This is a genomic window from Chthonomonas sp. (genome assembly GCF_035294165.1).
Lineage (GTDB): Bacteria > Armatimonadota > Chthonomonadetes > Chthonomonadales > Chthonomonadaceae > Chthonomonas.
In genome coordinates this window covers 1-14,050 of sequence record NZ_DATGLN010000240.1, presented here as the reverse complement: position 1 = coordinate 14,050, position 14,050 = coordinate 1, and the positions used below count along the sequence as shown (strand labels likewise).

At 53.8% G+C, this 14,050-nt stretch carries 13 protein-coding genes; 9 read left to right on the top strand and 4 right to left on the bottom strand.

Going from position 1 to position 14,050, the window contains the following annotated elements:
* The 6 genes from VKV29_RS13530 to aspS form a co-directional block, all read left to right on the top strand.
* A partial coding sequence (locus VKV29_RS13530) for a sigma-70 family RNA polymerase sigma factor (RefSeq protein WP_324201844.1) occupies positions 1-570 on the top strand: 570 nt, incomplete at its 5' end.
* On the top strand, positions 567-1,313 hold the full coding sequence (locus tag VKV29_RS13525) for a hypothetical protein (protein ID WP_324201843.1): 747 nt from the start codon (positions 567-569) through the stop codon (positions 1,311-1,313). The genes VKV29_RS13530 and VKV29_RS13525, both read left to right, overlap by 4 nt.
* A 2-nt stretch (positions 1,314-1,315) precedes the next feature.
* Positions 1,316-2,437, top strand: coding sequence for a hypothetical protein (locus VKV29_RS13520; protein WP_324201842.1), 1,122 nt, complete (start codon positions 1,316-1,318; stop codon positions 2,435-2,437).
* 150 nt (positions 2,438-2,587) lie between these two features.
* Positions 2,588-3,268, top strand: coding sequence for a DUF2993 domain-containing protein (locus VKV29_RS13515; protein ID WP_324201841.1), 681 nt, complete (start codon positions 2,588-2,590; stop codon positions 3,266-3,268).
* An 8-nt stretch (positions 3,269-3,276) separates the two neighbouring features.
* Positions 3,277-4,794: a hypothetical protein gene (locus VKV29_RS13510; protein WP_324201840.1), complete on the top strand. Its 1,518-nt coding sequence runs from the start codon at positions 3,277-3,279 to the stop codon at positions 4,792-4,794.
* A 159-nt stretch (positions 4,795-4,953) separates the two neighbouring features.
* Positions 4,954-6,753 (top strand): aspartate--tRNA ligase, encoded by a 1,800-nt coding sequence (aspS, locus tag VKV29_RS13505; protein ID WP_324201839.1) that lies wholly within the window; start codon positions 4,954-4,956, stop codon positions 6,751-6,753.
* A 26-nt stretch (positions 6,754-6,779) separates the two neighbouring features.
* On the opposite strand, the gene VKV29_RS13500 is transcribed toward aspS, so the two are convergent.
* Both VKV29_RS13500 and kdsA read right to left on the bottom strand, forming a co-directional pair.
* Positions 6,780-7,244, bottom strand: coding sequence for a hypothetical protein (locus VKV29_RS13500; protein WP_324201838.1), 465 nt, complete (start codon positions 7,242-7,244; stop codon positions 6,780-6,782).
* A 130-nt stretch (positions 7,245-7,374) separates the two neighbouring features.
* Complete coding sequence (gene kdsA, locus VKV29_RS13495; protein ID WP_324201837.1) at positions 7,375-8,223, bottom strand: 3-deoxy-8-phosphooctulonate synthase; 849 nt, start codon at positions 8,221-8,223, stop codon at positions 7,375-7,377.
* 421 nt (positions 8,224-8,644) lie between these two features.
* Between kdsA and VKV29_RS13490 the strand changes: the two genes are divergently transcribed.
* The 3 genes from VKV29_RS13490 to asnS all read left to right on the top strand — a co-directional run bounded on the left by VKV29_RS13490 (position 8,645) and on the right by asnS (position 13,009).
* Positions 8,645-9,925: a hypothetical protein gene (locus VKV29_RS13490; RefSeq protein WP_324201836.1), complete on the top strand. Its 1,281-nt coding sequence runs from the start codon at positions 8,645-8,647 to the stop codon at positions 9,923-9,925.
* Positions 9,926-9,949: 24 nt separating this feature from the next.
* Entirely contained in the window at positions 9,950-11,164 is a 1,215-nt protein-coding gene (locus VKV29_RS13485) for a hypothetical protein (protein ID WP_324201835.1), read from the top strand.
* Positions 11,165-11,605: 441 nt separating this feature from the next.
* Complete coding sequence (gene asnS, locus VKV29_RS13480) at positions 11,606-13,009, top strand: asparagine--tRNA ligase (RefSeq protein ID WP_324201834.1); 1,404 nt, start codon at positions 11,606-11,608, stop codon at positions 13,007-13,009.
* Here asnS and VKV29_RS13475 read toward each other — a convergent pair.
* Complete coding sequence (locus tag VKV29_RS13475) at positions 13,006-13,701, bottom strand: hypothetical protein (protein WP_324201833.1); 696 nt, start codon at positions 13,699-13,701, stop codon at positions 13,006-13,008. The genes asnS and VKV29_RS13475 overlap by 4 nt on opposite strands.
* A 6-nt stretch (positions 13,702-13,707) precedes the next feature.
* On the bottom strand, positions 13,708-14,050 hold a 343-nt coding region (locus VKV29_RS13470), incomplete at its 5' end, for a hypothetical protein (RefSeq protein ID WP_324201832.1).

The window sequence follows — 14,050 nt, the reverse complement described above, 5'->3', positions numbered from 1 at the left end:
GTGGAAGAAAAGGATTCCGACCTCGTACAGCGTACGCTGTGTGGGGACTGGTCCGCTTATGATCAACTCGTAAAGCGTTACCAGCGCCAAATCTATAACTTCGCCTACCGAATGATGGGCAATGCAGAGGATGCTCAAGACATTAGTCAAGAAACATTCCTGCGCGCCTTCCAATCGCTGCACTCCTTTCGGAAGGATGCAAGCTTTCTGACATGGCTTTTTAAGATCGCCTCCAACCTCTGCATTGACCTGCTGCGGTCAAGAAAGTCAAAAGGGACGCTCTCTCTTGATTCTGAATTGGAAGAGGGCCGTGAACCCGCGGCGGAGGCTCGCACCTCAGACCCAGAATGCGTGGCGATGCGCAATGCTACGCAGGAGGTGGTACAACATGCCATTAACACGCTGCCTGCTCGCTACCGAGCGGTGGTCATTCTGCGCCATCTCCAGGGTATGAGTGTAGATGAGATCGCACAGACGCTAGATATCCCTGCCGGCACGGTGAAAACCCATCTCTTTCGTGCCAGAGAGATGCTCCGCGAACGGTTAGCCACGGCATTAGAGATAAAATGATGGAACATCAATTTCATGAGCAGCAAGAACCACAGGGGCAAAAGCCGCTCTATCGTACCCATTCTGAAGTTTCGGTAAACGAGGCGCTTTGCCTAGAAGTTCGCCGCTATCTGCCGGAACTGCTTGAGAACGACGGCTCGCTACGACCCGATCAGGCCGTCGCGCTCAACGTGCATCTAGCCGTCTGCACCCGGTGCGCACAAGAGTTCGCGCAGATGCAGCAGGTGGTTATGTGCCTTGAAGAGCTGCCGGTGCTTGACCCGCCATCGGATTTTTCTGATCAAGTTCTAAGGCGCCTGCAGTTTCTCCCGCCCCCCGTTGTTGCTCCCGAAGACACCTGCGACGAGTTCACCCATGAAGCAACGCGTCAACTTCAAAGCTACTCTCAAGCTCCCAAAGAGACCTTCAGCCGATACGGTCTGCTCGTTGCAGCGCTTTTTTCGGGTATCTTCCTTTTCCTCATTGCGAGCACATGGGGGCGGCTGGTGTTGGGCGCAAACCTGGAGATGGGTGTCCAAATGCTGCGCGAGTTTGCCGCTTCCATGCGCTCAGTTCCCCTGTTTGGCTGGCTGGTCGCTAACGTGCTGCAGTCATTGGCTGCTTCGCTCGATACCCTCCTCCATATCTGGCAGGAGGGAGGAAGTACAGAGCTGGTAGGGGTTCTTTTTGATGTAGCCCTTTTGGCGGTGCTGGCGGCATTGATGCGTCATCGGCGTCGTCCACTCTGGCGAGGAGGAATGTAGCGATGCGCGTAAAAACGATCCTCTCCCTGTCCATTCTGCTGAATCTCCTCTTTATACTGCCCTGTTGGGGACAGAACCCACAGAACCTTCATCCCGCTCTGCTTCGCATACCTGCCAATGCCAAAGAGGAACAGCTTAAAGCGCTCCATCAATCGCTGTTAATAGAGGGCCATATCCTCAAAGATATCTATGCCTATCAGTGCCCGCGCGTTATCGTGGCACCAGGCGCCCGAGTCGATGGGACGATCAAGCTCTTTCAAGGCCCCACTACCCTGGAAATCTCTCCTAAAGCCTTTGTACGCAAGGTCGCGATCTTTGAATCGGCCCAGAAGACAACACCGCTGAAAACATTTCGTCCGACACCAAATCTGAAAGTCACCTGCTTTTTTAAGTCGAATTCCGGCCAAGGCTATACATTAAGTGAAGCTGAAAGCTCCGATTTGCAGCAGGAGTCGCCGCTTATTGGAGCCAACATAGTGACCGAGGACGAGACAGGTAGTTACCTGCCGACAGGATCACCCACACTCACCAACACGATCTCGACTTATCACGCCCCTGCCGATGCCGAAGCGACGTCACTTGCCCGACCCCTGGCACTGCTTGGGCTGTGGCTCTATGGTCTTTTGGGAACCGGCATTCTCGCAGGTCTGGCCCCACGATGGGCACAAAACGTCAGTCTCACCCTTTTGGATAGACCACGTGAGGCGATGGGACGAGGAATAGGTGGTCTGCTTATCTTGCTCTGCACTGGGGTAGCCTTGGGAAGCCTGTGCGCTATCGGCTATAGCTATAAGCTCTACATCGCTCCCCTCGCCGTCGCTTGGGCGCTGCTGATGTTCTGTAGTCTGGGGGTGGGTTGGCTTTGTGGATCGGCCGCCTTGATGGATAAGATTGTAGAACGCTTTCCGAAGTATTCTGCCTATCTCACCAACTGGCCACGTAAAGCGGTCGCCGGCATCACGTTCTTGGTGTTTGCAAATCTCCTGCTAAGTATCTTCGGGCTTTCACCTATAGGAATTTTATTGATCGCCATTGTGGCCGTTGGAGGACTTGGAGCGGCCATCCTTCGGTTTCGCTCACGCTATTCGCCCGATAGAGAGGACGAACGTCTGATAGTCGGCTAGTTAGACCCTCGTAGGTTGAGGCGAGACTAGAGGCGAAACGCGATCAAGATCTGCGTAATCCTTGCAAGCGTTCGCATAACTCAGTATACGGCTTTAAGCGGTTTCATGTGCTAAAATAGCCTCAATGCACTTGCATAGGGAAGGTATGGCGTGGGTGATGTGATAAGTTTCCGGTGTACAGACGGCCAGGTACGTCTGCATAACGTTACCTTGCAGCTTCCGCAACTGCCCGGAGCGCTCCATGTGGATGAGGTGACCGTTGATCTTGGCACCGCGCACTTTGATCAAGCAGCAGGTCTGAAGCCGCAGATATCCGCAGACCTTACCTCCATTGGGCTTATACTCTCAGAAGTTACTTTAAACTCGCTTCTTCACAATTTTACACCGCCGAGCGCGCCGGTACGCGAACTGCAAATAAAGCTACTTTCCGGCAAGGCGAGCGTTGATGGGAAGTTCCTGCCCGCTCAAAAGAATCCCTACCTTCCTTTTTTATCGAATCTCCCCGTGCCGTTCACTGCTGAAGTGGTGCCCGTTATCGCAAGCACAACCCAGATTCGTGTGGAACTGAAGTCGGTACGTGCCGGCTTTGCACTGCCGGAGATGGCGGTTCATCATATAGAGCGCCTAATTAATGAATTGCCTATTCTTAACTTGAACAGCCTCCCCTTTCCCCTCGCCCTCCAAGATATTCGTTGCGAGCCAGGAAGGCTTATCGTGCGTGCTGCTGTTCAGTTCTCCTGGCCGTTTGTAGCCCCATCGTCCTCTCAAGAGGTTTCCTCTCCCTTCTCACTAGCGTCGCTGTCCACTCCTCGCGATAAAGTAAACAGCTAGGGTCGCTTATGGCGTTATGTAATCGCCTCAAAACCATTTCTCGCGATCCCTACGCGACTACTTTGCTTTTGCTGCTTAGCGTCGCCCTTCTGGTACGCATCCCTCTCTTGCTTACCGGTGCCACCGAAGAAGACGTTTACATTACCCTGCGCTATGCCGCCAACATTGCACACGGCATGGGGTTTGTCTATAATCCCGGAGAGCATGTTTTAGGGACAACGACGCCTTTATACACCCTCTGGCTTGCCCTGTTGTTTCGTCTTCATCTCAATGCCTTGCTGGGAGGGAAGCTCTTAGGCATTGCATGCGATCTATTGACAGCCTTCGGCGTCTACCGAATCGGGAGAGCGGTGGGCAGGCCTGGGGTGGGTTTAGGAGCTGCATGGGCTGTAGCCTTTTTTCCTCTCAACCTTACCTGGGCCACACGGGGAATGGAAGTGGGGGCAGTTGCTGCTGCCATCGTATGGAGCTTTCTCTGGCAGATACTGGAAAAGGAGCTTGCAACATGGTTTTGCGCTGCTCTCCTGCTTCTATTGCGCATTGATGGGGGTGTGCTGGCTCTGTTCCTTTTGGGCGACTCGCTCTTACGCCGGCGTTGTTTTCCATGGAAGGGGCTACTTCTGTTTGGCTTAACGGTTCTTCCCTGGTTTGCCTTTGCGACCGTCTATTTCGGTTCGGTTATCCCCACATCAGTCCCGGCGAAGCTAATCGTATATTCTCGCGAGTATGCAGGGCGGTTTCCTCAGCTTAGGCCTTTCTTAAGTCATATGTTTTTGCATCCCTTCGAGGGATGCATGAGTGCGGGTTGCACGCTCGCCGTTTTACAGGCGGTTTGGGGCTTCGTTCATAGAGAGACCACCCTTCGCTTGCAAAATGCCAAGCTGTTAGCCTCTCTACTTTGGATGCTTACCTACTATGCCGCAATGGCTTTCTCCCCTGTTTTCCTCTTCGGATGGTACTTTGTGCCACCCTCTCCTCTCTTTTATCTATGGGGCATGCTCGGTTGGTTTGCGCTCGGCGCACGCCTCTTTCCCCAACGTGTCCGCCTTTCGCCGTTGGTTGCCATAGCTCTGGCAAGCCTGCTGCTGGGCGCTATCACCGTGCCCTACGCCTATCATTCCCTGAAACAGGCGCAGACGGCCGAGCAGAGGCTGCGTTTGCCTATAGGGGTTTGGCTTCATACACACGCGCAGCCTTACCAAACCCTTATGCTGGAACCCATAGGCTATATCGGCTACTTCAGCGGCCTGCGTGTACTCGATACCGTTGGGCTGGTCTCGCCGCAAGTTTTGCCTTTCTATTCAAGGCGCTATCCCTCGCCGCTCCATGCCCTCTGGAGCCACTTTCTGCCGGATTTCGTGCTACTGCGTGCTGGAGAGTACCAAACGCTTTTACGTTACGAGCGAACGCTTCCATTGGTCGAGCGCTTGGAAAGTCACTATCGTCTTCTTCATGTGTGGCACGATCCGGCGCATCCCCTAGCAGCGCCCGCATTCTATCTGTTCCAACGTTGCAACCGCTCGTAAACTACCGCGCGGCCTGAATGCGGCAGCTTTGCCCTGGTACCACGTATAGAGACAAGAGGTAAGGGGTAAAATGAACCACAATCCTTTTAAGGATAACGTTTTGCCGATATGGCAAAGCGTCTATGCCTAAAAATCGAGAGAGGTTACAGGAGGGTTTTCGTGGCTTATTGGCAGCGCACCGTAGCGTGTGGGGCTTTGCGAGAAGATCATGTAGGGCAAGAGGTTGTTTTGAACGGTTGGGTGCACCGTGTGCGTACCTTTGGCGATCTCGTTTTCGTTGACCTAAGAGATCGCACCGGCCTTGTACAGGTGGTCGTAGACCGTTCCGATGCGCCCCATCTCATCGAAACGGCAAATGCCCTGCGAAGCGAATATGTGCTGAGCCTTCGTGGTCTGGTGCGTCTGCGTAAGCCTGGCACGGAGAACCCCAAGCTTGCTACAGGCAACGTTGAGATCGCCGCACAACAGATCGAGATACTTAATACGGCGAAGACCCTGCCGTTTCCTCTCAACGATGAAGACCAAATGCGCTCGGTGGATGAAACGCTGCGCGTAAAGCATCGTTACCTCGATCTGCGGCGTCCCAAAATGATGCGCATTTTGGAGCTTCGCCATCGTGTGGTGAAGTTGATTCGCGATCTGTTGGATGCCGAGGGCTTTTTGGAGATCGAAACACCCATTCTCACAAAATCCACTCCTGAAGGGGCAAGGGACTTTCTGGTGCCTTATCGGCTGCAACCGGGCCTATTTTACGCGCTGCCGCAGTCGCCACAGCAGTACAAGCAGCTGCTGATGGTTGCCGGATGCGAGCGCTATTTTCAAATTGCGCGTTGCTTTCGCGATGAGGCTCAGCGGGCCGATCGTCAACCCGAATTCACCCAACTCGATGTGGAGATGTCATTTGTAACGCAGGAAGATGTGTTGCAGGTTATCGAGAAGGTGATGACGGCCGTTGTGCAGCAGCTTAGCGAAAAACGACTGCTTGCCAGTCCCTTCCCGCGCCTTACTTACGATGAGGCGATGCGACTTTACGGGACAGATAAACCCGATCTTCGTTTCGGCCTCACCCTCTGCGACCTTACACCGCTAGCTCAAGAGACGGAGTTCGGCGTTTTTCGCGCGGCCATAGAGGCCGGCGGGCAAGTAAAAGCCGTACGCTATCCGCAAGGGGCACAGCTCTCGCGGAAAGAGCAAGAGGCTTTGGGAGAGTTTGTTAAGGAGTTCGGGGCTAAGGGGCTAGCTACGATCTCCGTCCAGGAACCGACCCCACAGGGCGTAAAATCTAACATCGCCAAGTTCTTTTCTGCCGACCAAATGCAACGCTTGCTACAGTTGTGCGAGGCGGAAGCCGGCGATCTGCTCTGCATTGTGGCCGATGCCAACCCCCAAATCGTGGCGGAGTCGCTGTCTCGACTACGGTTGGAGATTGGAAGGCGCTGTGGGCTACGTAACCCGGATGTGTTGGCGTTTTGCTTTGTAACCGACTTTCCTTTAGTGCAGTGGAATGCGGAGGAGCAGCGGTGGGAAGCCGAGCATCATCCCTTCACAATGCCCTACGAGGAGCATCTACCCTATTTCGATACCGACCCCTCCAGGATACGCGCCCAGTGCTATGATCTCGTTTGCAATGGACAGGAGTCGGCTTCTGGCAGCATTCGAATCCATCGGGCCGACATCCAACAGAAGGTTTTTGACCTTTTGGGCATCGATAGGAAGCAACAGCATGAGCGTTTTGGGCATCTGTTGGAGGCCTTTTCTTATGGGGCGCCGCCGCACGGTGGGTTTGCTGCAGGCATCGATCGGCTTATCATGAATCTTTTGGATGAACCCAACATCCGAGAGGTCATTGCTTTTCCGAAAATGGGGCTAGGCTACGATCCGATGATGGAGGCGCCCTCAGAAGTCGAGGAGGCCCAGCTAATAGAGCTGGGCCTCCGCATCATCCCGCGCAAGAGCTAGCGGTTGTATCGCTATAGGTGCAGAGGTTAGCGATCGTCACGATCGTGGTCGTGATCCCACCGCTCATGGCCGGGTGGAATGCGCCCGTGTTTGTACCATCCGAGGTGTTTTCCGTTGTCGTGGTGCCAAGCTATCGGGCGGTAGTCATCGTTATCACCGTCGTAGTCGGGGTCCCAGCGCTCTGGGCGGTAGGGGGCGTGGTAATATCGTGGCTGGTACCTGTAGTGGTGATCCCAGTAGCCCTCTCGGCGATGCCGGGCTGTAATGGAGTCGTTCCACCGTTTATAGGCATAGGCCGCAGCAAGGCCGGTGAGGATGCCCGCCGTCTTATTGTGTTGGGTTAGCAACAGGGTGGCAGCAGCGGCACCAAGCGCATAGGTGGTGTTGCGTCGCCCCTCCTCGCTGGCCAGCGCTTTGGAAGGGAACATCAAGACCCCCACCATGCTGGAAAGCGCTAACACGCCGGCCAAACCTTGTTTCGCATATCTCATGGCATCTCGCCTCCTTTCGCAATGTTCGGCAGTTTTCACTGCACACTTTTAGAAGACGAGACCTCGAAAAGGGCGTGACATCACCGCCATCCGTCTTAAACCTGTGGGAGGCGGATGCCGATTGGTTCGCTCAGCGCACTCCGTGAGCAATTTGATGGATGGCAAGCACCTGCCGCAAGAGCGGTTCTAGCTGCGCTAGAGGAAGCATGGTTGCCGCGTCGGAAAGGCCTTTTTCCGGCTCTGGATGAATTTCAAGAAAGAGCGCATCAATCCCTACGGCGGCAGCAGCACGAGAGAGATGAGGGATATATTCTCGAAGGCCACCCGACGCCGTCCCCCCTGCAGCAGCCCCTGGGCGTTGCACGCTGTGGGTGCCGTCGAACACCACAGGAAAGCCCAAAGCCCGCATCTGTGGCAGCCCCGTCATGTCAACCACCAGCGTGTTGTAGCCGAAAGAGACCCCGCGTTCGGTAAGCAACAGCCGCTTATTGCCCGTAGAAAGAACCTTCTCTACCACGTTCTTCATATCCCACGGGGCCAAAAACTGCCCTTTTTTCACATTAATTGCCCTGCCGGTGTTGGCGGCAGCGAGTACCAAATCGGTTTGTCTGCAAAGAAATGCCGGAATCTGCAGCACGTCACACACCTCGGCCACCGGGGCGCATTGCCACGTTTCATGAACGTCGGTCAGCACAGGAACGTTCACTTCCCGCTTTACCGCTGCCAAAATTTCAAGGCCTTTTTCTAAACCATGCCCTCGAAAAGAGTTTTTGGAGGTTCGGTTTGCTTTGTCGAAGCTCGCTTTGAAAATATAGCCCATGCCCAATTCTTGAGTTATCTGCTTGGCGGTTCGGGCGACCTCCAAGCACAGCTCTAGGCTCTCCACTACGCAAGGGCCTCCGATCAGCGCGAGCGGTTGTGCGGGCGACCCTATGCGCACTTCTCCTATCTCTACCGTTGTTACCTTTTCGGCTTGCATCGCATCCTCTCTTTCCAAAGCACTAGAAGATACCTTATCCCAAAAACGAAGAGTTTTGCAAGCTGTGGACGGGCATTCGGAATACTCCCCAGACTTGGAGAAATGGCAGTATCACAGGTGTTCGCTATACGTCTTCCAATACATCAAAAAATCTCTTGACTATCCCTACATGGTTTGTTATAATATGTATCGTAGTATGCACAATGCCGACTTATCTCTCCAACTGTGCCTACAACAACTCTGTCAGCTCATGCATAAACAAGGAGGTCTCTGCTCAAACAATGAAAACGTGTTCGTCTCTACTTGGCTCCTCTCGAAGCCGTCTCGGCCTGTCTGCCTCCCCCCCCGTGTTACACGGCTAAATCCTGCTCCTGCCAAGCCTAAACCTAAAGCAGTTTATTTCGTTCTTCGAGCCACCCTCGTGACCCTGCTGGCATTCACCACTCTCACCCTTCTCCCCCCACAGGCCTACGCCGGCCATTACACCGTCTCCTACTCCGGTGGAACCGTCAACGGGCAGCCCTATACCGGCAACGGACCTTACGGAGGCTCTATGGGTTCCAGCCAAGTGACCTGTTCTGGCACCATCACTGCGACCTTTACTTGGGTACCAGACTACCCCGGCGACCCCTCGGTGGCTCCTCCTGCTGTGGTGATAAAGGAAACGTGTCTTGCTCAGTGGTATGCCAATGGAGGAGGCGTGAATGTGCAGTATAGCGGGAGTGCGGATGACGGTTTTGGCGACCCCGCTCAAGCGACGACTCGTCCTGGGCAAATTTCTCAGGGGGTACGTTACGAGATACGCCAATCAGATACACTGGGGGCTCCTTTAAAGAGCTTTTCGGTGCAGTGCAGCCCCAAAGTGAGCGCGAGTGCTACTCCAAACGGGGTGGTTGTAGGGGTAGTGCAGTTTACGGCGTCCCCTTCTCCGTTGATGGTAGTGTTAGGAGGCAGCGGCATTAACCTAAACACGCAGCCGGAGTACCTGATTGGTCAGCAGGTAAACTGTAGCTTAACGTATCCGAGCGACCTAACGGCGAGCAACTACCATTGGACACCTGCCAACGCTTGCCAACCTTTCAAACAGTGGAAATTGACCGACTTCTTCTATAACGACATTGATAAACCCCAAACCGTTCAGCTCATCCTTCTCACCAACCAAGACCTTACCCAAAGCACGTTAACCTTTTACCCTAAAGTGCCCACGAGTGGGATTGTCCAATGTACCGTAGACCTCACCGTTCCTCAAGGAGCCCATTGGGATGATGGAAGCACTACCAAAACCGTCACGGCTCAAAGCCGCTACATTGGTTTCAGACCGCCTGACCCGCCTTCACCACCTAGTCCTGATCAGCCTGCTCCACCTGTCTTAACAGCCGCCTTTACCCCCGCTAACGGCACTATCGGCTTTGATCCCTCTTCAGGGCAAATGAGCGTCGGCGCGGCCTATACCTACCAAGTGAAGACCCCCACTGAATTTATCACCTCCTCCGACACGGGTGCCGTCACACTCTTTATCTACTTTACCCCCACGATTTCCGTCTTCTCTGGGAATGCCTCCTTCCTCAACAGCCCCGCTACGCTCAACGTGTTTACCTACCCTGCTTTCCCACCTAACTGGCAAAACCCTGAATTCAACCTTAAATACCTGTGGAATACAGATGCACTCTTGCTTGATAGCCATTCCACGAACATTCCCTAATCCCCATGAAGAGGAGATACACCCATGAAACCAACCCAACCGAGTCTTTCAAAACTTTTCCTTGTTCTAGGTGTTCTGGGGCTTCTCGGCTCTCAGGCCAACGCCCAACCCCCGCGCTTCACACTCCCGGCTCAAAGCACCGTAGTAGAGGCGGCCTTAAACGGGCTGAAATATCGGTATGACCCCTATATGCAGACGTTGCAAGCGCGTCTTGACCAGGGGCGCTATGCCGAGGCTTTGTCTTTATGTCGTACCCTTATCCAGATTGGAGAGGACAAGAGCCTACTGCAGAAAACGCTGGCAGAGTCAGGTCCGAGTGTGATAGAGGAGATAGACGGTTGGCTTCAGGCGCATGCCTCAGAAGCGAAGTCCGTATTCGATGTCGGCGGCGAACGGGAGCGGTGGATTGAGCTGCAACTGGACAAACTGGTCTCTTACATCAAAGGCTTATCGGGGTTTGGGCATGGCTATGCCATTCATATTCTGTTTTTGGAGGGCAAGTATGCTCAGGCGATAGCAGAGGGGGAGAGGCTGTTAGCCGAGGCGAAAAGCTACCATTGGGAGTACACGTATGGGGGTGAGCAGTATCAGACGCCTGCGCAAATTCACACTTGGCCGAAAGACGCGATTTGCAGTGGGACTATTCAGGTAGGGAACAACTCTGTGTACGGGATCGATTTAGACCTAGCGATATGTTACTATCAGCAGAGGGAATATGTGCAGGCGCGGGACTATTTTTTACAGAGTTGGTTAGTCCGCAACTCTCTGCCATTTACCTTTGGCTACTATGCCCAGCGATTGCGGGAGCACTTTAGGGAGATAGGTTATCAAGAGTTAGGGGGGATACTCTACTTAGCAGAGACGCTGAATGCTGAAGGGGAAGAAGCAGCAAGTGGAGGATGGTTTATCAGTGCACCGCCGGACTCTCGTTATTGTGGAGACTTGAAGGCAGCCTTGAGATATGCGGAGGAGGCCTACAAGCTGATGCCCAACAATCTCGATGCCTGCCAACAGTACTGCGTGCTGCTCTACGCCCTTAAACACTACATGCAGGTCATTGATGTCTACGAGTACATGTACAGCCTGATCAAAAAAGGCCCCTCGGCCTACGTAACCGCGCAAACGAACTTTAGTTTAAACAACATCAACGTCGCTGTGCCCAAGTCCTGTTGGGAGGCGTGGAAACGCAAGCATCCAGGGCAAAAGACGTTCTATCTGCCCTATTGGGAGGATAAGTAGTTCGTCACAGGAAACGTATGCAGATAGATTGAAATAAGGCGATTTACGCAGAGAAATGAGAAGCCAGTCACGTATACTAAAAGCAGTAGAGATGTAATAGTAGATACTAGGCTATTCATCCTTAATGTGTCTCTATCAGCGACACTATTTTTCAACTGTAATGCTATTACGCGCCCGACAGCAGGCAAGAGGCTGCCTCTTGCCTGTGTTTTGTTACCAGGCCTCACCTCGCGCCTATGGGACGTAACATGGGTTGAACAGAATAACATCTCTAATGATATGAGTTGCTATTGTGAAAAATATTATTTAAAATTTCTAATTGCTAGCAATTTGAAAATTGATCATTCTTCAAGCCAACTACAAAGGAACGCAGTCTCGATGAAGAAGGTGGGAATGAGGTAACATGAACCTAAAAAGGCGGGAAAGGAAAAGCGTACAGAGATGATTCGGAAGGGGGAGTATATTCGCGATATTCTTGCCGGCGATGTTGGACGGCCGGTGGTAGCGCACGGATGGGTTAAAACGCGCAGAGATAGCAAAGGCATCCACTTTGTGCAGATAAATGATGGCTCCTGCTTTGCCGACCTACAGGTTGTTATCGAGGAAGGGACGGTTGAAGAGAGCGTTCTCAAGCAGGTCACTACCGGTGCGTGCATTCGTGTGGAGGGCGACCTGGTGCCGTCTCCTGCACCAGGACAGCCGGTGGAGCTAAAGGCTAAAGCGATTTTGGTGTACGGCCCTGCAGACCCGGCGACCTACCCGCTCCAAAAAAAGGGGCACACCATGGAGTTTCTGCGGGAGATCGCTCATCTACGCCCGCGCTCCAACACCTTTGGCGCCGTTTTTCGGGTGCGCAACGCCCTTGCCAAAGCCATTCATGACTTCTTCCAGGAGCGTGGCTTCCTCTATGTGCACACCCCCATCATTACGACGTCGGATTGTGAGGGGGCAGGCGCCATGTTTGGTGTTACGACGCTAGACCTCATGAACCTCCCTCGCTATGGAGAGGGACCTCGAATCGGCGAGATAGACTTCACCCAAGACTTCTTTGGGAAACCGGCCTATCTCACGGTAAGTGGGCAGCTTGAAGCGGAAATCTTTGCGCTCGCTTTTACCAACGTCTATACGTTCGGCCCCACGTTTCGTGCCGAAAACTCTAACACACCCCGACACCTGGCCGAGTTTTGGATGGTGGAACCGGAGATGGCCTTCTGCGATCTGCAAGACGACATGGCCCTTGCAGAGGAGTTTCTCAAGGCGATTATCGCAAAAGTGATGGATGAAAGCTTGCCCGACCTTGAATTCTTTAATAAGCGGATCGATCCCCAGGTGTTAGAGACGTTAGAGCACGTTGTCAAAAGCTCGTTCGCCCATGTGAGCTACACCGAAGCGATAGAGATTCTGCAAAAAAGCGGTCGTAACTGGGAGTTCCCGGTGCATTGGGGCGCCGACCTCCAAAGCGAGCACGAGCGCTACCTTACGGAGGAAGTGTTTCGACGCCCTGTGATCGTAACCGACTACCCCAAAGAGATTAAAGCGTTTTACATGCGGGTGAATGAGGATGGTCGCACGGTACGTGCCATGGATGTTCTTGCCCCTCGCATCGGCGAAATCATCGGAGGAAGCCAGCGCGAGGAGCGTTATGACGTGCTGCTTCAGCGCATTCGAGATTGCGGCCTGTCGGAAGAGAACTACTGGTGGTATCTGGAGTTGAGGAAGTACGGCAGCGCGCCTCATGCCGGTTTTGGGCTTGGTTTTGAACGGCTCATGCTCTATCTCACCGGCATGAAGAACATTCGTGATGTTATCCCGTTTCCACGAACGCCCGGCTCCGCGGAGTTTTAAGGCTCTAGATCGCGCAACAGTGCGTTAAGCCGGTCGGCATCACCTCTTAAGAGAACGGCGAACTGTTTGCCCATGCGCACCAAAAAGTCGAAGTCGTTACCACGCTGCGCGTAAGCCTTTCGGAGGCAGGCCACGATCAGAGGGTCTGGCAGAGCTATTTCCGGCAAGAAGAGCAGACGTCGTGGCAGATCGGGCAGTTCGGTGAGAGCATAGAACTCGGTTTGGGTACAGGGATAGACAAAGGCGTGCAGGCGTGGGGGAACGGCAGGCGGGCCGCCGCGCAGCTTCTGGTTATGGCCTTGAACCGCCAAATGGACGGCACGGAACTCGGTGGTCAGCAGATGAAAAATCTGTGGCTGTTCTGCCCGCAGACTCTCCTCATCTAAACCGTAAGCCATTGCCTTTCGGCCCGGATCGGCACCGGTGGTGTAGGCCTCTACCACCACCGCATATAGTGTCTCGGGTGGCGCTGCAACATGGCCAATCTGCTCTTCCGGCTCGAGAAAGGGGTCTTCGATGGAGGAATCGCTGTCGGCAGCAGGCGAAGCGCCGGGAGGCAATATGCGCACAAAAGTGCCTACCTCAGGCGGAGCGTGCAGGCGTGGAGGGTGGCACTGGGCGGTGAAAGCGATGGTGCTGGTTTCTACCACTTCACCAAGCGGTTCACACGTCTGCCGATTATCCGGTTCCAAGGTGCCTCACCAGAGTTGATTTGCGGTTACATGAAAATTATACTTCACCTCGGCACGGTTTGGGTTTTGGGGCATAGGTTGCAACTCTCCCACCTTGATGAGACCAGGGCTTATGTAGGTATGAAATATGGTAATAGAGCAGTTTTCGCCGAGGTCGTTGCGTGCCTCATGCCACACCATCAGGGCAATGCGGCTCATGTTCCACGGCTCCATACGTGCCGGGCAGCAGAGTTTAATGGTGTTGGGATTTGTCCAAGAGACGCGAATGGCAATGGCATCGGGCCTATCACGAAATCGCGAGGTAAGCAAGCTGGCAAAAAGAGCACGCTTCTTTGCCATGTCCTTCTCC